General features: G+C 64.0%; 21 protein-coding genes and 1 tRNA gene. 7 read left to right on the top strand and 15 right to left on the bottom strand.

What is annotated here, in order from left to right; genetic code table 11:
- Nucleotides 1-1,143: 1,143 nt before the first annotated feature.
- The 5 genes from EPAKOI_RS09145 (at nucleotide 1,144) to EPAKOI_RS09165 (ending at nucleotide 5,666) form a co-directional block, all read left to right on the top strand.
- Nucleotides 1,144-1,530, top strand: coding sequence for an Mth938-like domain-containing protein (locus EPAKOI_RS09145; protein ID WP_124684071.1), 387 nt, complete (start codon nucleotides 1,144-1,146; stop codon nucleotides 1,528-1,530).
- A 158-nt stretch (nucleotides 1,531-1,688) separates the two neighbouring features.
- Nucleotides 1,689-2,150, top strand: a complete 462-nt coding sequence (locus EPAKOI_RS09150; RefSeq protein WP_124684070.1) for a peroxiredoxin — start codon at nucleotides 1,689-1,691, stop codon at nucleotides 2,148-2,150.
- Between the two features lie 368 nt (nucleotides 2,151-2,518).
- Nucleotides 2,519-4,213: a PhoH family protein gene (locus EPAKOI_RS09155; protein WP_124684069.1), complete on the top strand. Its 1,695-nt coding sequence runs from the start codon at nucleotides 2,519-2,521 to the stop codon at nucleotides 4,211-4,213.
- Nucleotides 4,214-4,399: 186 nt separating this feature from the next.
- Nucleotides 4,400-4,882, top strand: coding sequence for a hypothetical protein (locus tag EPAKOI_RS09160; protein ID WP_253699828.1), 483 nt, complete (start codon nucleotides 4,400-4,402; stop codon nucleotides 4,880-4,882).
- A gap of 112 nt (nucleotides 4,883-4,994) precedes the next feature.
- The gene (locus EPAKOI_RS09165; RefSeq protein WP_423192048.1) at nucleotides 4,995-5,666 is read left to right on the top strand and encodes a C40 family peptidase; all 672 of its coding nucleotides are present in this window, start codon (nucleotides 4,995-4,997) and stop codon (nucleotides 5,664-5,666) included.
- An 18-nt stretch (nucleotides 5,667-5,684) separates the two neighbouring features.
- On the opposite strand, the gene EPAKOI_RS09170 is transcribed toward EPAKOI_RS09165, so the two are convergent.
- The 9 genes from EPAKOI_RS09170 to EPAKOI_RS09210 form a co-directional block, all read right to left on the bottom strand.
- Complete coding sequence (locus EPAKOI_RS09170; RefSeq protein WP_423192049.1) at nucleotides 5,685-7,499, bottom strand: hypothetical protein; 1,815 nt, start codon at nucleotides 7,497-7,499, stop codon at nucleotides 5,685-5,687.
- Nucleotides 7,500-7,799: 300 nt separating this feature from the next.
- Nucleotides 7,800-8,810 carry an inorganic phosphate transporter gene (locus tag EPAKOI_RS09175; RefSeq protein ID WP_423192050.1) on the bottom strand — a complete coding sequence of 337 codons (1,011 nt, stop codon included), beginning with the start codon at nucleotides 8,808-8,810 and terminating at the stop codon, nucleotides 7,800-7,802.
- A gap of 13 nt (nucleotides 8,811-8,823) precedes the next feature.
- A complete protein-coding gene (locus EPAKOI_RS09180; protein WP_029051063.1) occupies nucleotides 8,824-9,450 on the bottom strand; it encodes a DUF47 domain-containing protein in 627 nt (208 codons plus the stop codon).
- Nucleotides 9,451-9,602: 152 nt separating this feature from the next.
- A complete protein-coding gene (locus EPAKOI_RS09185) occupies nucleotides 9,603-10,994 on the bottom strand; it encodes a replicative DNA helicase (protein ID WP_124684065.1) in 1,392 nt (463 codons plus the stop codon).
- Nucleotides 10,995-11,124: 130 nt separating this feature from the next.
- The gene (rplI, locus tag EPAKOI_RS09190; RefSeq protein WP_124684064.1) at nucleotides 11,125-11,577 is read right to left on the bottom strand and encodes a 50S ribosomal protein L9; all 453 of its coding nucleotides are present in this window, start codon (nucleotides 11,575-11,577) and stop codon (nucleotides 11,125-11,127) included.
- Between the two features lie 30 nt (nucleotides 11,578-11,607).
- On the bottom strand, nucleotides 11,608-11,886 hold the full coding sequence (rpsR, locus tag EPAKOI_RS09195; protein ID WP_006575387.1) for a 30S ribosomal protein S18: 279 nt from the start codon (nucleotides 11,884-11,886) through the stop codon (nucleotides 11,608-11,610).
- A 3-nt stretch (nucleotides 11,887-11,889) separates the two neighbouring features.
- Entirely contained in the window at nucleotides 11,890-12,189 is a 300-nt protein-coding gene (priB, locus tag EPAKOI_RS09200; RefSeq protein WP_124684063.1) for a primosomal replication protein N, read from the bottom strand.
- A gap of 20 nt (nucleotides 12,190-12,209) precedes the next feature.
- A complete protein-coding gene (gene rpsF / locus EPAKOI_RS09205) occupies nucleotides 12,210-12,584 on the bottom strand; it encodes a 30S ribosomal protein S6 (protein WP_124684062.1) in 375 nt (124 codons plus the stop codon).
- Nucleotides 12,585-12,698: 114 nt separating this feature from the next.
- A complete protein-coding gene (locus EPAKOI_RS09210; protein ID WP_423192051.1) occupies nucleotides 12,699-13,712 on the bottom strand; it encodes an asparaginase in 1,014 nt (337 codons plus the stop codon).
- Nucleotides 13,713-13,933: 221 nt separating this feature from the next.
- Between EPAKOI_RS09210 and lexA the strand changes: the two genes are divergently transcribed.
- Nucleotides 13,934-14,590 carry a transcriptional repressor LexA gene (gene lexA / locus EPAKOI_RS09215; protein ID WP_124684060.1) on the top strand — a complete coding sequence of 219 codons (657 nt, stop codon included), beginning with the start codon at nucleotides 13,934-13,936 and terminating at the stop codon, nucleotides 14,588-14,590.
- 157 nt (nucleotides 14,591-14,747) lie between these two features.
- Entirely contained in the window at nucleotides 14,748-14,921 is a 174-nt protein-coding gene (locus tag EPAKOI_RS09220) for a hypothetical protein (protein WP_172966054.1), read from the top strand.
- 135 nt (nucleotides 14,922-15,056) lie between these two features.
- Here the strand turns inward: EPAKOI_RS09220 and EPAKOI_RS09225 are convergent, their stop codons facing one another.
- The 6 genes from EPAKOI_RS09225 to EPAKOI_RS09250 all read right to left on the bottom strand — a co-directional run bounded on the left by EPAKOI_RS09225 (nucleotide 15,057) and on the right by EPAKOI_RS09250 (nucleotide 19,709).
- Nucleotides 15,057-15,482, bottom strand: a complete 426-nt coding sequence (locus EPAKOI_RS09225) for a cupin domain-containing protein (RefSeq protein ID WP_423192052.1) — start codon at nucleotides 15,480-15,482, stop codon at nucleotides 15,057-15,059.
- Between the two features lie 79 nt (nucleotides 15,483-15,561).
- Nucleotides 15,562-16,389, bottom strand: a complete 828-nt coding sequence (locus EPAKOI_RS09230) for an AraC family transcriptional regulator (protein ID WP_423192053.1) — start codon at nucleotides 16,387-16,389, stop codon at nucleotides 15,562-15,564.
- Nucleotides 16,390-16,511: 122 nt separating this feature from the next.
- Nucleotides 16,512-16,587 (bottom strand) — tRNA-His (locus EPAKOI_RS09235).
- A gap of 121 nt (nucleotides 16,588-16,708) precedes the next feature.
- On the bottom strand, nucleotides 16,709-16,969 hold the full coding sequence (locus tag EPAKOI_RS09240) for a hypothetical protein (protein ID WP_423192054.1): 261 nt from the start codon (nucleotides 16,967-16,969) through the stop codon (nucleotides 16,709-16,711).
- 745 nt (nucleotides 16,970-17,714) lie between these two features.
- Complete coding sequence (gene dusA, locus EPAKOI_RS09245; protein WP_423192055.1) at nucleotides 17,715-18,719, bottom strand: tRNA dihydrouridine(20/20a) synthase DusA; 1,005 nt, start codon at nucleotides 18,717-18,719, stop codon at nucleotides 17,715-17,717.
- 429 nt (nucleotides 18,720-19,148) lie between these two features.
- Nucleotides 19,149-19,709 (bottom strand): NAD(P)H-dependent oxidoreductase, encoded by a 561-nt coding sequence (locus EPAKOI_RS09250; protein WP_313836421.1) that lies wholly within the window; start codon nucleotides 19,707-19,709, stop codon nucleotides 19,149-19,151.
- Nucleotides 19,710-19,839 lie beyond the last annotated feature (130 nt).

Raw genomic sequence — 19,839 nt, forward strand, 5'->3', positions numbered from 1 at the left:
CCCGCACAGCCAACAGCGTCCCTTGCGGTTCGCCTGCCGGAGCCATATGGCGCTCCGGCAGCCATACGGGCTTACCACGTTCCCTGCGCATTACACGACTGGGTTAGGGCCTGCCTCTTCGCCGGTGATCTATCTAGCGACGTACTCCGACTTTCGAGCGGAGCATCCGATCACGTACCGTTTGGTTAGTGCCTATCAGCAGCTTTGGCACCGCCTTATTTACGACGTTTATCAGCAGTTCACTTACATTACCCATACCAGTCAGCCTGGCTCCTTGACCCCATTGCTGCTCGGAGTCTCTGCGCCCCTATCTCACGACAGGGACGCACCCTTACAGGGGCTACGTTGTCAGGAGAGCTTCACACCCCACCGTTACCGGTGACGCATGTCTCCCTAGGCTACTGCTAGTCGCATAGCAGGTTCTCTATCGAGGCACCCTCGCGGGTGTATTCGACCGAACCATAACGCGCAGAGCTATACGCTCCGGGAAACCTCACTTCATTACTTCAGTGCCTCCGTGCTGGCAGGCGCTTGACAACAGACGGGCTCTTACGAGCGCATGGCCTGTGTCCCAAAGAACGTAGCGCCGACCCTATTGGGCCGGTTTAAATGCTATGTAGCGAACACGCAGCGAAACTGCTGCGGCATATCCACCCGCACCCTCCGGGGGAGAGCGCGTACTGCAAAGACACCTGCCCAAAGGCAAGCGTCCCCGCCTTTGGGCAATGGCTGGAAATCCATCCAGCAAATAGCAAGCTGCGAGTTAGCCGATACGCTGGCCTTCCCACAACACATGGACTCGCTCCAACCTTGCGGCTGGGCCTGTCAAAGCAAGAAATGGCTGAGATTGGACGGTTCAGGCCGAGGCCTTCCCCTTGTCTCCGCAAAGGTCGATGCTCTATTGAGCGTGCTCTTAACGATGAGCTACCGGACACGAAAAGTGCGTGTCGCACCAAAAGCTATAAGATATCGGATTATGACAGACTTCGGCATGGATTCCTGCATCGCGGCACGCCTTCCGGGCGCCTGCGCGCACGATCCTGCCACCAACCCGCCGCCCGCCCCCACCGCCGAGGCGTCCCGCCACGCCCCGCGCCGCCGGGCCGGCGCCCAGGCAGCCCCGGGCGGCATGAGGCACCCCACTTGAAACTCCACGCCGACAAGCCCCAGAACCTCAATACCGTGACCGGCTACGGGCCCGGATACATCGAGATCAACGCGGTCCGCCACGACCAGTCCGTGCTGGTCATGCCCGAGGGCGAGGTCGTGCCCTGGCCGGCCGGCCGCTTCGAGGACCTGGAACCGGCGCACTTCGAGGCGCTGCTGGACCGCAAGCCCGAGGTGGTGCTGCTGGGCACCGGCAACCGGCTGCGCTTTCCGCACCCGCGGCTGACCGCGGCGCTGGCGCGCCGGCATATCGGCGTGGACGCGATGGACTTGCAGGCCGCATGCCGCACCTACAATATCCTCATGGCCGAGGGCCGCAAGGTGGCGGCCGTGCTGCTGGTGGAGCCCGCCGCCGAGGGCTAGCGCGCCCGGCGTCTTTTTGCCGGGTTGAGCCGGCGCCACGCTTGAAGTCCGTCCAACTGCCCCAATCTGCACCCGCCATGGCGCAGGTCCGGGCTGTCAGACAGGAATGGGCCGCCGCCATCACCGATGATGCTTCGCCAGCCAGGAGAGCCACCAGCATGACCGTCAGTCTCAACAAGGCCGTTCCCGACTTCCGGGCCCCCGCGACCGGCGCGGACTTCCGCCTCGCCGACCAGCGCGGCAAGACCCTGGTGCTGTACTTCTACCCGAAGGACAACACGCCGGGTTGCACCACCGAGGCCATGAATTTCCGCGACCAGTACGACGCGTTCGAGCGCGCCGGCGCGGCGGTGTACGGCATCTCGCGCGACAGCCTGAAGTCGCACGAGAACTTCAAGGCCAAGCTGGAGCTGCCGTTCGAGCTGATCTCGGACGCCGACGAAGCCATCTGCAGCCTGTTCGACGTCATCAAGATGAAAAAGATGTATGGCAAGGAAGTGCGCGGCATCGAGCGCAGCACCTTCGTCGTCGACGGCAAGGGCGTGCTGCGCCACGAGATGCGCGGCATCAAGGTGCCGAACCACGTGGACGAGGTACTCGAAATCATCAAGGCGATGTGAACGGGAGCATCCTCCCGGCCCATCGCAGTTGCGCCGCCGCGACGAGAATTTGACCGATTGCAAAAGCCAAAACCTTCGGGTAGATTGGCCCTCAATGCGTTCAGATCCCAGTTGCCACGCTGCAGTAACGTCCCGGCCCACCAGGCACAGTCCAAGGGCTGGTAGCGGACCTGCCGTGCCGCCGGACCGCAACAAAGCCGCCACACCTGTACCCCAGGACTGGCGGCTTTTTTGTTTTGCGCATCGGCGTTCGATTCTCCAACCCGCAATCCCGCGTCTCCGCGCCCTTCGGTTTTCCCGCTTTCTGCCGTTCCCTGGTTGTACGCCAGTCTTTTCGCCCCCTTTAGCCCCTGAAAGGAAAGCCAAGCATGCCGCTGCCTACCATGCCCGCCAAGCCTGCCCAACTGCTGGATCCGAGCGAATTCGCGCCGGTCGCAAGCTCCAAGGCCAAAGCCGCGCAGGGTAAGAAACCTGTGCCGGTCCTGGAGCGGGTGGCACTGCTCGAGACCGGCGACACCCAGGCGCCCGCCACCCGCGCACGCGCCGGCAGCACGACCCGGGCCAAGACCGCCGACGCCCCGCCGGCCACCACCACGCCGGCCGCGCCGGCCGTCAGCCTGGTCAAGCCCGCCGCCGGCCCCACTCGCCGCACGCGCAAGTCGGCCGGGCCGAGCAAGCTGTTCGTGCTGGACACGAACGTGCTGATGCACGACCCGAGCTCGCTGTTCCGCTTCGAGGAGCACGACATCTATCTGCCGATGATGACGCTGGAGGAGCTGGACAACCACAAGAAGGGCATGAGCGAGGTGGCGCGCAACGCGCGCATGGTCAGCCGCACGCTGGACCAGCTTGTGGGTGGCACCGACGGCGTGCTCGACGAGGGCCTGCCGCTGGCCAAGCTGGGCAACCGCGACGCCGCCGGCAAGCTGTTCTTCCAGACCCGCCTGAACGACATCAAGCTGCCCGAGGGCCTGCCGCAGGGCAAGGCCGACAACCAGATCCTGGGCGTGGTCAGCGCGCTGCAGCAGCAGTATCCGGAGCGCCAGGTCGTGCTGGTGTCGAAAGACATCAACATGCGGATCAAGGCGCGGGCGCTGGGCCTGCCGGCCGAGGACTACTTCAACGACCAGGTCCTGGAAGACAAGGACCTGCTCTACTCGGGCGTGATGCAGTTGCCCAACGACTTCTGGGCCAAGCACGGCAAGGGCGTGGAAAGCTGGCAGGACCCCAAGTCGGGCGCCATGTTCTACCGCCTGACCGGCCCGCTGGTGCCGTCGTTCCTGGTCAACCAGTTCGTCTACCTGGAGCCGATGGACGGCAGCCTGCCGCTGTACGCGCAGGTCAAGGAGATCAACGGCAAGACCGCCCTGCTGCAGACGCTGAAGGACTACACCCACAACAAGAACAACGTCTGGAGCGTGGTGGCGCGCAACCGCGAGCAGAACTTCGCGCTGAACCTGCTGATGAGCCCGGACGTGGACTTCGTCACGCTGCTGGGCCAGGCCGGTACCGGCAAGACGCTGCTGGCGCTGGCGTCGGGCCTGGAGCAGGTGCTGGACCAAAAGCTCTACAACGAGATCATCGTCACCCGGGCCACGGTGCCGGTGGGCGAGGACATCGGCTTCCTGCCCGGCACCGAGGAAGAGAAGATGCAGCCCTGGATGGGCGCATTCGACGACAACCTGGAAGTGCTGCAGAAGAGCGACGACAGCGCTGGCGAATGGGGCCGCGCGGCCACGCAGGAGCTGATCCGTTCGCGGATCAAGGTCAAGAGCATGAACTTCATGCGCGGCCGCACCTTCGTGAACAAGTTCGTCATCATCGACGAGGCGCAGAACCTGACGCCCAAGCAGATGAAGACGCTGGTCACGCGGGCCGGCCCGGGCACCAAGATCGTCTGCCTGGGCAACATCGCCCAGATCGACACGCCGTACCTGACCGAGGGGTCGTCTGGCCTGACCTACGTGGTGGATCGCTTCAAGGGCTGGAGCCACAGCGGCCACGTGACGCTGGCCCGCGGCGAGCGCTCGCGGCTGGCCGACCACGCGGCTGACGTGCTGTAGCCCACGGCGGCCGCCCGGCGTCGGGCGGCCGTCTTCCTGGTATCCCCCCGGCCTGTTCCATGGCCGGGCGGTTCCGCATCGCTTAGTGTGGCGCAACACCCCCCCGCGCGTCGGCGTTTGGCCGACAGCCAGGGCCGCACGACCCGGCTATGATTGCCGGGTGTTCATGTCGATACGGAGGCGTCGATGAACCGGCAGCAGTCATTCAGCAGATATCTGTCGACCAGCAGGACCCTGTTTTCCCATAACGCGCGCGTGGCCCGGCGCAAACGCATTGCCGTGGCCGCGCTGATCGGCGCGACGGTGATCGTCGCCGCCGCGCTGCAACCCGCCAAGGCGGCGGCCGACGAGATGGTGATCCGCACCATGGGGCCAGTAAGCTACGTCTGCGGCGGCGTGGCCGAGGACGAGCGTGCCCGGCTGGCGGCCCAGGAGAAGGATTTCAACATGGGCATCCTGTTCACGCGGGGTGCCGAGGGCGAGTACCTGGCCGACGTTGACGTGAAATTGACACGCGACGGCCAGAAGGTGGCCGATTTCCGCGCTGGCGGCCCGCGCTGCCTGATACGTGCGCCCGAAGGCAGCTACAATATCGAGGCCAGTTACAAGGGTCAGCCCAAGTCCATCAAGATCAGCACCGGCACGCGCAACGCACAGTTGCGCTGGTAAGTTTGCGCGGTCGCTGGTTTCTCCTGGCAAGCCGCCGGGATACCAGCGCGAGGTGGACGCCTGACCCGGCAATCGACCCGGCCACCAGGTTCCAGCCACGATCCCAGCAAGGATGCCGCAGCGCCCGCCCGTACCGTTCCAGTCGTCCCGCCCTGCCCTTGCGGCAGTCTGCGCCAGCGTCATGCTGCTGGCCGCCTGCGCCGGCGGACCGCCTGCCCGCCACAGCGGCGCGCCGCCCCGCCAGCCGGGCAAGCCCATGATCGACCCAAGCGCCGGCCTGGAGGAAATCTCGATCCAGGCCATGTCGCTGGTCGGCACGCCTTACCGCTACGGCGGCAACACGCCCGATTCCGGATTCGATTGCAGCGGCCTTGTCCGCTATGTCGTCTCGCGCGCCGCCAACGTGAACCTGCCGCGCACCACCGAGCAGATGGGCCAGCGCGGCACGTCGCTGGACCGCAGCGAGGTGGCGTCGGGCGACCTGGTGTTCTTCAACACGACGGGCCGGGCCAACTCGCATGTCGGCATCTACGTGGGCCAGAACCGCTTTGTCCACGCCCCGGCCACGGGCGGCACGGTGCGGCTGGAGGACATGGGCAAGTCGTACTGGGCATCGCGCTACAACGGCGCCCGGCGCGTGGTGGCGGCCAGCAACCTGCCGATGACGCCGGCCCCGGTGCAGCCGGCGCCGGCGCCGGCGCCTGCTCCAACCCCGGCTCCGGCTCCGGAGGTTGCACCGCCGCCGGTCGACGACGATCCCATCGCTGCCTTCGCGAACAAATGACCGCCGCCGGGCCGGGCGTCAGTTCACGACCGCCCTGGCGACCGCGATATTGACCCGGATCGTCAATTGCTGGATTGGCGTGACCGTGTCCGTCTGCCGATAACCGGCGACGCGAAACTCCGCTGTATAGATGCCGTCCGGTAGCGACGGGTTGTCGGCCGGATCGTACCAAATACGCAATTTGGTGTTTTTCGATCCCTGGCAGGCAACGGTTCCGTGCATCGGGCGGGTACTGCATCCATTCGCTCGGCTGCCGCGTAGCGCAATCGTTGCGGGCTGCCCGGTCAGATCGGAGGCGGTCACCTGGATCGCGTCATAGGTACCCCCTGGTTGCGTCGCCAGTGTGCTTGGCCCGACAGCATTCTCCTGCACCGGCACGATCCACCCGATGCTGCTGTCGTAGCCGATGACGTTATCGAAGTTCGTACCGTGATCGGCCGTCACCGTCGCCTTGTCGTCTGTCTGGTATGGCGCCACCACACGGGTCGTCACCGCATTCGACTGCTGTTGCCCCAAGCCATAGATGGCCTTGATCGTGAACCCATAACCCGTCAGCCTCGTGGTGGGCCCCAGTTCGAAGACATTGTCTTCCCCGCCGCCCAGCATCAACGGGGGCAATGGCTCCAGAATGGTGTCCAACTGATAGTTCAGCATCGCAGTGCCGCTTCGAATATCCATCTGCACGCTGTCCTGGATGGGCACGCCGTCGGCGTCCAGCAAGGCAACAGTCCACGGCACGCCTGGCCCGCCCGCCTCAAGGCTATCGCCGCGCGTCAGGGTCAGCGTGGTTCCGGCAACGTTGATCGGGATATCTGCCGTCGTTGTCCCGCCCTGGACGGTGACAGTCAGCCGCCGGTCGCTCCTGTCCGCGCCATAGCCCACCTCGAACTGCAGGTTGCCACTGGCGTCGGTCACGCCCTGCGTGATGCTGGAAACCCCGCCGTTGTCGACGGAGACATTGACCGCCTGAGCCGGCACGATCGCGCCGTTCGCCTTGCGCGAGGTCACGGTGAACAATGCGGTGTTATCCCGCGCGCCCGACAGAATCTCGCTGCGGGACGCCGTAATGGAATAGACGACGAGAGCCGGATCCAGCTCGGTTATGGTCAACGGCAGGCTTGACGACGCGCCGGCAATACTGGCGGTCAGGGTATCTGTCCCGGCCACCATCGCGGTGTAACCAAAGCCCGCGGTGCCGTCATCGAGACTGTTGGACGTGGCCGGGAATATCTGGGCCGCCAGCGCGGAAGTCAGCGTCACCGGGACGTCCGTGACCGGAAAGCCGTCCGCATCCGTCACGGTCGCGATCAGTTCCTCGGTATCGAACATTTCCACTGTCTCGTTGGGGGCGATCAGCGTGACCGTTGTGCCCGTAGTTTCCACCGTGATTGGTGTGGCCGAGACCGCCTTATCGTCACCCGGATAGGCAATGGCCGAAACATTAATCGTCCGGTTGCTTTTGTCGTTACCGGCCCACAGCGCTGCCGAGGCCATGCCCCGCCGATCCGTGGTCACGGTCGGCGAACTCATAAATTCGCCGGAATCGGCAGAGATTTCCACCACCACATCTTCCAGCGGCACATTATTCGTATCGCGTACCGACACGGTAATGGTGGCCGCATTATTGCTGGACCCCGTTTTAATTGTCGTCAAATCGCTGCTCAGCGTGAAAATCACGGCGGCTGGCGCGGGCTGACCGCCATTGCTCGCACTATTGCTGTCGCCGCCGCCGCATCCCGCCAAGCCGACCACCAAGACCGTCACCAATCCGAGAAACAAATATCGAATGCCGATCAACGACGGCACGCGGACAAACAGAGTCTCCAAAATCATGGGTTCACCTTTTTGTTTTCGCAGAAATGTCGCCAACAGAGGAAGGACCAATTTCAACCGGACTAATAAGCACGACATGAATAGAGACGGTTATAGCGCTTAAATTCTTGGATTACATGCGATAACTCCGATACTGCTGGCGCGTATTATCAATTGTTTGATTCGGGTTCAGTCCGTCATACGGATTGCCAAAACCGTCGCGCACGGATTCTGCGGATGCCGGCCACATAAAAAAACACCCGCTTGCGCGGGTGTCTTGCTTGCTCGACTGGCTGCCGGGATCTGGCCGATCCCGTGATTTCAGAGGATCTGCTTGCCGATCCACCAGGCGATGGCCGCCATGAACGCCGAAGCCGGAATCGTCAGCACCCAGGCCCAGACGATGTTGCCCGCCACGCCCCAGCGCACGGCCGACATCTTCTGCGCCGAGCCGACCCCGACGATGGCGCCGGTAATCGTGTGCGTGGTCGACACGGGCACGCCCATCGCCGACGCAATGAACAGCGTCATCGCCCCGCCCGTCTCCGCGCAGAAGCCGCCCACGGGCTTCAGCTTGGTGATCTTCTGGCCCATGGTCCGCACGATCCGCCAGCCGCCGAACAGCGTGCCAAGGCCGATGGCCACGTAGCAGCTGACGATCACCCACATCGGCGGCTCGGCGCTACCAGCGGACAAGTGGCCGCTGGCGATCAGCAGCATCCAGATGATGCCGATGGTCTTCTGCGCGTCATTACCCCCGTGACCCAGGCTGTACAGCGACGCCGACACGAGCTGCATGCGGCGGAACCAGCGGTCCACGCGCGACGGCGGCGTGCGGAAGAACGTCCAGCCCACGATCACCATCATGATCGAGCCCAGCACGAAACCAAGCAGCGGCGAGATCAGGATGAACGCCACGGTCTTCAGCAGGCCGTGGCCGACCAGCGCGCCCGTGCCCGCCTTGGCCACCGCGGCGCCCACCAGGCCACCGATCAGCGCGTGCGACGATGACGACGGGATGCCGTAGAACCACGTGATCACGTTCCAGACGATGGCGCCTACAAGCGCCCCAAAAATCACATAATGATCGACGATATTGACGTCGACCGTGCCCGTGCCCACCGTCGCCGCCACCTTCAGGTGGAAGATGAAGATCGCCACCACGTTGCACATGGCCGCCATGGCCACCGCATGGTGCGGCTTGAGCACGCCCGTGGAAACCACGGTGGCGATGGAGTTGGCGGCGTCGTGAAAGCCGTTCATGAAATCGAACAGCAAGGCCAGCACGACCAGCAGGCCGATGACCCACAAACTCATTTGTATTGTCTGCATGCCAGTGCGGGCCTCAGGCGTTTTCCAGGACGATGCCTTCGATGATGTTTGCCACGTCCTCGCACTTGTCGGTGATGGACTCCAGCTGCTCGTAGATGGCCTTCAGCTTGATCAGGCGCTTGACGTCGGTCTCGTCGCGGAACAGCTTCGACATGGCCGAGCGCATGACGCGGTCCGCCTCGGACTCCAGCTGGTCGATCTGCTGCGCCGTCTTCAGGATCGTGCTGGCGTTGCCCATGTCCTCCAGCAGGCCCACGGCAATCTTGACCGCCTCGCAGCACTGCACGCAGATCGTCGCCAGGCGGCGCGCCTCGTCGGTCAGGTGCGTGACGTCGTACAGCGAGATGGTCTCGGCCACGTCCTCCATCAGGTCCAGGATGTCATCCATGGTCGTGATGAGCTTGTGGATCTCGTCGCGGTCCAGCGGCGTGATGAACGTCTTGTGCAGCAGGTCGATCGTGTCGTGGGTGATACGGTCTGCCTTCTTTTCCGTGGCCTGCACGCGGCGGGCATGGCCTTCGGCGTTGGGCAGGTCATTGACCAACGCTTCCAGCTCGTGCGCGGCGGTGACCGCGCAGTCGGCGTGCTGGTTGAAATACTCGAAGAACTTGCCCTCGGTGGGCATGAAACGGCCGAACATGAACTGTCCTTGTGGCGCGCCTCACGGCAGCGCTCGGTTGTGTTGCAAAGGGGGAGACGGTCAAATGGCATGACAGCCGCCTCGTGGGCAGCTGTCATCAAAACGCAATATTTTACAGGGTTGCACCGTCCTGCGGGGTACCGGACGAACGATCAGGTATCGTTGTCGAAGAACGCCGGGCCACCGCTGAAGTTGTCGAACTTCGTGAATTGACCCAGGAACGTGAGCCGAACGGTACCGATCGGGCCGTTACGCTGCTTGCCGATGATGATTTCGGCGGTGCCCTTGTCCTGGGAGTCGGGGTTGTACACTTCGTCGCGATAAATGAACAGGATGACGTCGGCATCCTGTTCGATGGCGCCCGATTCGCGCAGGTCGGACATCACGGGCCGCTTGTTGGGGCGCTGTTCCAGGCTGCGGTTCAACTGCGACAGCGCGATCACCGGGCAATTCAGCTCCTTGGCCAGCCCTTTCAGCGACCGCGAGATTTCCGAAATCTCGGTGGCCCGGTTCTCGCCGCTGCCCGAACCGGACATCAGTTGCAGGTAATCGATGATGATCAGGCCAAGCTGCCCGCACTGCCGGGCCAGCCGGCGCGAGCGCGCGCGCAGTTCCATCGGGTTCAGCGCCGGTGTCTCGTCGATGAACAACTGGGCGTCGTTCATGCGCTGGATCGAATGGGTGAGGCGCGGCCAGTCCTCGTCCAGCAGGCGGCCGGTACGCAGCCGGTGCTGGTCGAGCCGGCCGACCGAGCCCAGCATCCGCATGGCAAGCTGAACGCCGGCCATTTCCATCGAGAACACGGCCACGGGCAGGCCCTGCTCCACGGCCACGTGCTCGCCGATGTTCAGCGAGAACGCGGTCTTGCCCATCGAGGGGCGCCCCGCCACGATGATCAGGTCGCCCGGCTGCATGCCGCTGGTCATCCGGTCCAGGTCGATAAAGCCGGTGGGGACGCCGGTCACGTCGGTGGTGGTATCCCGGTGGTACAGCTCGTCGATCCGCTCCACCACCTGCGTCAGCAGCGGCTGGATTTCCTGGAAGCCCTTCTGGCCGCGCGAGCCTTCCTCGGCAATCGCAAAAACCTTGGATTCTGCTTCGTCCAGCAGTTCGCGCACCTCGCGGCCCTTCGGCGCGAACGCGGCCGAGGCGATGTCGTCGGCCACGGTCACGAGCTTGCGCAGCACCGACCGTTCCCGGACGATCTCGGCGTAGCGGCGGATATTGGCCGCGCTCGGGGTGTTCTGCGCCAGCGAGTTCAGGTACGCGAGCCCGCCCACTTCCTCGGCCTTGCCGGCCACCTGCAGCATCTCGAACACGGTGATCACGTCCGCCGGCTTGGTGGCGGAGATCAGCCGGGCGATGCTCTGGAAGATCATCCGGTGGTCGAAGCGGTAGAAATCGGCTTCGGACAGGAAATCGGCAATGCGGTCCCAGGCGGCGTTGTCCAGCAGCAGCCCGCCGAGCACCGATTGTTCGGCCTCGATCGAGTGCGGAGGTACCTTGAGACTGTCTAGTTGGGGATCTGCGGCGGGCGCGTTCATGGGGGGCAATTATAGCGGCGCGGACCGAAGCGGGACGGCGTGCCAACAAAAAAGGCAGGAGCGTGGCTCCTGCCTTTCGGGGTGCGTCGGAGACACCGGCCAGGGCCGGCGCCTCGTCGCGGGTACGGCTTCAGGCGTGGTCGCCCAGCACCGACACGGTGATGTCGACCAGCACGTCCGTGTGCAGCGACACGCCGACGGCGTAGTCGCCAACAACCTTCAGCGGGCCGTTCGGCAGACGCACTTGCGACTTTTCCACCTTGAAGCCTTGGCCTTCCAGGGCTTCGGCGATATCGGCGTTGGTCACCGAACCGAACAGGCGGCCGTCCACACCCGACTTCTGGGTGATCTGGACGGTCAGGCCGTTCAGCTTCTCGCCTTCGGCTTGCGCGGCGGCCAGCTTCTCGGCAGCGGCCTTTTCCAGCTCGGCGCGCTTCACCTCGAACTCGGCGATGGCGGTTTGCGTCGCACGGCGGGCGCGCTTGGTCGGGATCAGGAAGTTACGTGCGTAACCGTCCTTCACGCGAACGATGTCACCCAGGTTGCCCAGGTTGATGACTTTTTCCAGCAGAATGACTTGCATCGTGTATTTCTCCTTGCGGTCCTGGGCCTATCAGTTCTTGTGCAGGTCGGTGTACGGCAGCAGCGCCAGGAAGCGGGCGCGCTTGATGGCCGTATCGAGCTGGCGCTGATAGTGAGCCTTGGTACCGGTCAGGCGTGCCGGCGTGATCTTGCCGTTGTCGCCGATGAAGTCCTTCAGCGTGTCCAGATCCTTGTAGTCGATCTGTTCGACGCCAGCCACGGTGAAGCGGCAGAAGCGCTTGCGCTTGAACAGCGGGTTCTGTTGCTGGAAGCGCTTCTTGTTCTTGTTGTCACGTTTGACGAATGCCATGATTCAATCCTTTTCGAATGCTTTACATCGAGTGATGTGAAAGACCAGCGTCTTGCTGTTGCGGTGCTTGCGGGCCAGGAAACCCTCGCAATCGATCAGCGTGCCGAGCGGCATGCGCTCGAGCCGCTGGCCAATGGGGCCAATGCCCATGGCCACGATCGCGAATTCCACCTGCCGGGGCGTTTCCGCCTCCATCACCTCGCCGGCATGCTGCAGGATGCAGTTGACGACGGGGATGCCGGCCGGCGTGTAGCGCAACGTATCGCGCTCGGCCAGCGTGGCGGTCAGCCGGAGCTGGTTCACCGCGGCACCGCAGTCCGCGCTCAGGCGGGCTGGCCTTCCGTGGTCGTTTGCGCGGCCTTGCGGGCTTCTTCGCGCTGCACTTCCTTCATCATCGGCGACGGCGCCGTCTCGGCCTTCTTGGTCTGGACGATCAGGTGACGCAGCACGGCGTCGTTGAACTTGAACGCGTGCTCGAGTTCAGCCAGCGTGTCCTTGCCGCATTCGATGTTCAGGCAAACGTAGTGAGCCTTGGCCAGCTTCTGGATCATGTAGGCCATCTGACGGCGGCCCCAGTCTTCCACGCGGTGAACCTGGCCGTTTTGCGACGTGACGAGCTGCTTGTAACGCTCGATCATCGCGGGCACTTGTTCGCTCTGGTCCGGATGGACGATAAATACGATTTCGTAATGACGCATTGACGCTCCTTTTGGGATGAGCCACCCGGGCGTCACGTCCGGTGCGGCAAGGTTGAATAGCCCGCGAGTATAGCCCGGAACCCCGCTGCTTCGCAAGGTTGCCGGGCCGGGGGCTCAATACGCCGCAAACAGCACCTGCAGGCGCGCGGCGTCGCGGGCCAGGCCGGGGTCGGCGGCCAGGGCCAGCAGCAACAGCACCCTGGCCTTGTAGGCATTAAGGTCGCCGGCCGAGACAAAGATGCCGGCGTCGGGCGCCGCCCGTGCCGGGATCGCCACATGCCCCGCGCCGGTCCGCGAGCTGCGCACGACGGCCACGCCGGCAGCCGCGGCATCGACCAGCGCCGCTGCCAGCGTCTCGTGGACCGACCCGTTGCCGGCCGCCGCCACGACCAGCCCTTTCACGCCCGCCGCCACCAGCGCGTCCACCGCCACCCGACCGGGCTGGGCATAGCTGGCGACGACCTCGACCATCGGCCACGCCGTCGGCACCGGCAACCGCACCACGTCCGGCCGGGCCGACTGTCGCGTGAAGCGGACATAGGCGTCCTGGACAAAGCCGACCGGTCCGGTCATCGGCGAGACAAACGCGTCCACGGCCGACGTATGCGCCTTGGTCACGTCCCGCGCGGCATGGATCTGCTGGTTCAGCACCACCAGCACGCCCTGCCCTCGCGCGTCGGCGCTGGCTGCCACGCGCACGGCGTCGAGCAGGTTCAGCGGGCCATCGGCGGACAGCGAGGTCGACGGCCGCATTGCCGCCGTGACCACCACCGGTACGGGGCACGCCTGTGTGAGCTGCAGGAACATCGCCGTTTCTTCAAGCGTATCGGTGCCATGCGTGATGACGATGCCCGCGACGTCAGGCTGCGCCGACCAGTGCGCCACGCGCTCGGCCAGTTGCTGCCACAGGCCGAACATCATGTCCTTGCTATCGACCTGCGCCACCTGCTCCGCTTCCACACGCGCCACGTCGGCCAGCGGCGGCACCGCCAGCACCAGTTGGGACACCGGCACGGTGGCGGCCTGGTAATGGGCGCTGCTGGCGGGACTGCCGGACGAACCGGCAATGGTGCCGCCGGTGGCGAGCACGACGATACGCGGAAGACGTGGGTGCGAGGAATCTGGCATGGGCGACGCTTGATCATTGGCGGCCGCCAGGCAAGCGGCCGTGGGCGCCGATTGTAACTGCCCTGCCCGCCGCCGCGCGCCCGTGAAAAACCCGTGCGTCGCAACGGGTGTCGCGCGTGTCTGCCCGGGATCGCAAATTGTGCTTGCACTTCACACGATACTGTATAAAATCACAGCATACTGTTTAAACATACAGTGCTTCGGCACGAGACCGGCGAACCATGGCGACCCTGACACCCCGGCAGCAGCAGATCTTCGACCTGATCCGCGACACGATCCGGAACACCGGCTTCCCGCCGACCCGCGCGGAAATCGCGGCCGAGTTCGGATTTTCCTCGCCCAATTCGGCAGAGGAACACTTGCGGGCCCTGGCGCGCAAGGGCGTGATCGAGCTGACGCCGGGCGCGTCGCGCGGCATCCGGCTCAAGGTGGCGCGCAGCGATTCGGAACGCTCGGACCAGTTCTCGCTGCCGATGGCGGGGGTGCTGCAACTGACGCTGCCGCTGGTGGGCCGCGTCGCGGCGGGTAGCCCGATCCTGGCCGCCGAGCACATCGACCGCCAGTACCAGGTGGATGCCTCGGTCTTCGACGAACGGCCCGACTACCTGCTGCGCGTACGCGGCCTGAGCATGCGCGACGCCGGCATCTTCGATGGCGATCTGCTGGCCGTGAAGAAGGCCAGCGAGGCGGCCAACGGCAAGATCGTCGTGGCCCGCATCGGCGAGGACGTTACGGTCAAGCGACTCAAGAAACGCGGCGACACCGTCGAACTGATCGCCGAGAACCCCGATTTCGAAAACATCGTGCTCCATTCGGGGCGCGACGAATTCTCACTGGAAGGTATTGCTGTCGGCCTGATTCGATCGTCAGGTTTCTAGCAACAAGCGGAGACGCCAGAACGGCGCCTCCGTGTCTCCGAGACTTCGGCAGCACGGCCGTCTGCCCGGGTCACCCGCTTTGCCTTGCCCATGCCGCCCCGTCCTTGCTGGACGACGGGTGCGGACCACTGCTGACCGCAAATTACGAGGTGCTGCCATGCTGCAATCGAATCCCATCGCTTCCCGCCGCCCGGTCAAACCGGTACCGTTCCGCCAGATCAAGGGCGTGCGCGTCTACCAGGGCGCCCAGCGCCGCACGATGGTCGGCAATATGGCCGCCATCTGCCGCATGCTGGAACTGGCCGAGCCAAGCGCCAAATCGTTCGAGTGAACCGGTTCGACTGACCCGTTCGACTGAATCGTTCGACCGAACTCTACACGTCCCCGTACTCCTGTCGCATTGGCGTGATGCGCACCCCCGGCCTTGTCGAACCCCGTCGGCGGCCGGTTTTTTCTTTGGAGGGTTTCAGATCCACTGGTCGTTTTGAACCGTACGCTCGCTCGTCGCGCCGTCGCCGGTGTTCACCACGCCACGCGGCTCGATCAGAAGCATCCGGACTTCCTCCGCCGCGCAAGGCTTGTGCTCGACACCCTTCGGCACCACACCCATCTGTCCGGCACGCAGGACGATAACCTGCTCGCCTCCGGGAGCCGACCGCAGCTGGATGCGTAGCTCGCCATCGAGCACGATGAAGGTTTCGTCCGTATCGGCATGCCGATGCCAGTCGAAGTCGCCTTTGACCTTCACCACCTTGAACTGGTAGTCGTTCATTTCCGCAACGACGCGCGGCTGCCAGTGCCCGTCGATCAGGGCAATCTTGTCGAGAAGGTCAATCGTCTCGCACTGACCGCGGCCGGCAGGCGCGACATGGGGCGTCGAGGGCGTGGACATCGTTTTCTCCGTTCAAAGGTTGACGTGCCCCAGCTTACGCGGGGCACTGGCCACCGTCTTGAACGATCGTGGGTGCTTGTCAGCGCCGGGCGCCGGCGCCGGCGACCTGCAGCCAGCGCGCCGGCGTCAGGCCGAACGTCTTCGAGAAATGGCGCGTCATATGGCTCTGGTCGGCAAAACCGGCCCCGGCCGCCGCATCGGCCAGCGAGGTGCCTGCCAGCAGCAGCCGGCGCACCGTGTCGAGCCGGCGCATGGTCAGGTAGCGATAGGGGCTGGTGCCGTAGAAGGTGCGGAAGTCGTGCGACAGGCTCCAGCGGTCGCGGCCCGTCGCGGTTTCGAGTTCGTCCAGCGTCACCACGCGCGTCTGATTTGCCTGCAGATAGTCGCGCGCCAGGCTTGCCGCGTGGAAGTTGCCCCCTGAACGACGCGCGGGCGTGCCGGCAACGGCCGCCAAGGCATGCGCCAGTTCGGCGAGCGCGTCGCTTTGTTCCAGCGGTTCGAGGGTGCAGCCGACATGCTGGAGCAACGTGGCGGTCGCGGTCGCCAGCCGCGGGTCGGTCGTTACCCCGCCCTCAAGGAACGGCAGCGCCTGGCCGCCGAGCACCTCTTGAAAAAGCGCGGGCTCGACGTAGATCATCCGGTATCGGAAACCTTCTTCTGTGCCGGCCTGGCCATCGTGGATCTCGTCGGGATGCAGCACGATGGTATTGCCGGGCAGGCTGTCCCGCCGCGCGCGTCGGTAGCTGAAACTCTGCACGCCAGCAAGCGTGCGCCCGATGGCATAGGTGTCATGGCGATGCATCGCATACGCCTTGCCCCGAAACCACGCCTCGATGCGCTCCACGCCTTCCATCGGCACGGCGCGTTGCACCCAGTCAGTCGTCAAGGGTCGTGCTTGTCGGATCATCTGCCGGGCTCCACCGCGAACAGCGGCCAGTGAACCACAGGTCGCGGGAGTCCGTCGATGGCTGCGTCCGACGCAGAAAGCAAAACAGCCGCTCGAATGAGCGGCTGCTTCGGAAAATTCTTTGGGGTGGCTGACGGGACTCGAACCCGCGACAACAGGAATCACAATCCTGGACTCTACCAACTGAGCTACAGCCACCGTAGAGATTGCTTGCTGAGCGATGTGTCGATCAGCGAAGACCAAGACTATACAAGGATTCTCGGCAGATGGCTAGTATTCCGCACAAAAAATTTCGTACTGCCCGGTGCGTGGGATCGCTTCAACGGGGGCCTACCCACTTCGCTTCCAGCAGGACTGCTTCCTTGATGGCGGCGATCGTGTCGGCCTCGGTCGGGAACAGTCCGAGCAGGCGTTTCGATTTTCCGTTCAGGACCTCCCGCTGCAATGCCTTGCCGGCCTCGATGGTCGTGCCGGGATGCCAGCAATACCGGGCTGTCCACTTGCCGTCCTGCAACTGCTCCGCTACCCAGATGACCCGGTAGTCTTCGAAGACTTCACCGAACGGTTCTTCCGCTTCCATTTTGTTTCCTTCGGGCTTGTTTCGGTCTTGGCCCCGACTCAGGCCTCGGCATCGACAAACCCTCCTGCTTAACCCCTGCTTGGCGCCGTTCCTTTCGGAACGGCCTGCCTATGCGTATGCCGACTGTCGCGGCATTTTCGAGCGCATCCTAACATGACCTCGGCGTCGCTCGACTTAAAATCATGGCACCTCGGCACAGTAGCTGGCGCGATCTGAATGTTGGTCAAAAGCGCAGAGGCCGCCCCACCAACGCGGGGTTTTGTCGCGGAGACGACTATCGGATACTCGTTCGCGAGGGACATTGACCCCCTCGAACATTCCCGACAGGCGATCTCCCGACGAGTTCGCCTGCTTTTTTTTGGGGACGCACATAAAAAAAGAGCCCGCCGAGGCGGACTCTTAAATTAGCGATCTCAATGCCCTGAAGGCCCATTCAATGTAATGCCCGAATCGGCCGATCACCATCCGGGCAAACCCACGGGTGGGTGTGTCACCCGTGCGACAGCCGAAAAAAAGCCCGCGCACGGCGGGCTCAAAAATCAGTTGAAGAAAGCCCTGTATTCGAGGGCAGGCACAGTGTAAGAACATGGCCCGCTTTGGGCGAATTAGGGGAATCCCTTTGCTGGTGCGGGTTTCCGGCCACATGCCTACCCGCAAACGCTGCTGGGGCATACATTTGCGGCTTCGGCACAGCACGATCGTTCGAATTTAGAGCTTTTCCTCCAGCACGGGAATCGTCGCTCGCTTACGCCGCGTCCTGCATCTCGGGACGCAGGTGCGAGCGGGCTTCGCCGAAAAGCGCCTCGACCGCCGCGCGCGTGCGGGCGCCATGCATGCGGCGGGCATCCGACAGGACCCGGCGCCATCCGCGGCCGCCATAGACGCCGCGATGCAGGCCCAGCATATGGCGCGTCGCGGCGCCCATAGAACCGCCCTGCTCCACCAGATTGCCAATGTAGGCTTGCATGGCCAGTTCGGCGTCTTCCCGTGTCGGCACCGGCGCCGTCGAGCCATAAAATCGCTGGTCCATTTCGGACAGGATATAGGGATCGTGATATGCCTGACGGCCGATCATCACGCCATCCACATGACGCAAATGCGTTTCCATTTCGTCGTACGACACGATTCCGCCATTAATCAGGATTTCCAGATCCGGGAATTCCTGTTTCAGGCGATATGCCACTTCATAACGCAGCGGCGGGATTTCCCGATTTTCCTTCGGGCTTAATCCTTTCAGAATCGCGTTGCGCGCGTGTACGATAAACGTGCCGCAACCTGCCTCGGCCACCGTCCCGACAAAATCGCGGACAAAATCGTAATGCTCGACCGTGTCGATGCCGATCCGGTGCTTGACCGTCACCGGCACCGCCACGGCGTCGCGCATCGCCTTGACGCAGTCGGCCACCAGTTGCGGCTCCGCCATCAGGCACGCGCCGAACGCGCCGCGCTGGACGCGCTCCGACGGACAGCCACAGTTGAGATTGATCTCCTGATAGCCCCACTGCTCCCCAAGCTTGGCGGCACGGGCGAGGTCTTCGGGCTCGCTGCCGCCCAGTTGCAGGGCGACCGGCTGCTCCGCAGCGTCGAAATCGAGGTGCCGCGCGACATCGCCATGCAGCAGCGCGCCCGTCGTCACCATCTCGGTATAGAGCCAAGTGTGCTGGCTCAGGGAGCGGTGGAACGTGCGGCAATGCCGGTCAGTCCAGTCCATCATGGGTGCCACGGAAATGCGGCGCGGATTCACAGTCATGAGTACGGTGACGAGGGCGCCCCGCCGGGGCAGCAAAAAATGCCAGACAGCCGGGACGCCGCGAAACTAGGGCAACCCGCAAGTATACGCGAGTTACCCATTTTCAGCGTTGGGCCCGGCGCCACCGATGCGCCACCCCCGCTACGGTTCGCGGCATGAAGAAAGGCGCCCGAAGGCGCCTTTCCGTGGCGTTGGCCACACGCACATCAGTGCATGAACAGCCAGATCAGGATCAGTACAAAGGCCGGTACGCCAAGCAGCCAGGCTAGGATGTAAGGCATGATGTTTCCTCCTTTCTATATGTCGCGTTCATGCGTTCAATATAGAAATGAGCGCCCCGCAGCGGTGTCAGGTCCGCCCCGCTTCGCTTTGTAGGACGGGGCTGACCACTGATGAATCAGGAGCGCCGGGCCTGGCCATTTCTTGCCGCTACTTGGCGGCGTTGCGCTCGATCCAGGTGGCGAACGTGGCCATGTACTTGCTCAAAAAGCCGCGTGTCGAGTCGTTGGCGATGCCGCCCTTCTCGTCGAACAGCTTGTCGACGCCGCTGATATAGGCTTCCGGCTGCTGCAGCACCGGGATGTTCAGGAACACCAGCGACTGGCGTAGGTGATGGTTGGCGCCAAAGCCGCCGATGTTGCCCGGCGATGCGCTGATCACGCCACCCGGCTTGCCATCCCACGCGCTCTGGCCGTACGGGCGCGAGCCGATGTCGATGGCGTTCTTCAGCACCCCAGGCACCGAGCGGTTGTACTCGGGCGTGACGAACAGCACGGCATCGGCGCGGCGGATGCGGTCGCGGAACGCCACCCACTCGGCGGGCGGGTTGGCGTCGTCGTCCTGGTTGTAGTGCGACAACTGGCCGATCCCAACCACTTCGAGCTTCAACTGCGGCGGGGCCAGCTCGGCCAGGGCCTTGGCCAGTTTCAGGTTCAGGGAATCCTTGCGCAGGCTTCCCACCAGTACGGCGACATCACGAGGATTGCTCATTACGGTTCCTTTCGCTGTTCACACGGTTCAGACGGTTCAGACGGTTCAGACGGCTTCACACGTTCGCAGGGCAGCGCAGGCCGGCCAGGCGGCCCGCCAGCCCAGCCGCCACTCTACTCGACTTGGATGA

It is taken from the genome of Cupriavidus sp. H18C2, assembly GCF_049393795.1.
Classification (GTDB): domain Bacteria; phylum Pseudomonadota; class Gammaproteobacteria; order Burkholderiales; family Burkholderiaceae; genus Cupriavidus; species Cupriavidus pauculus_C.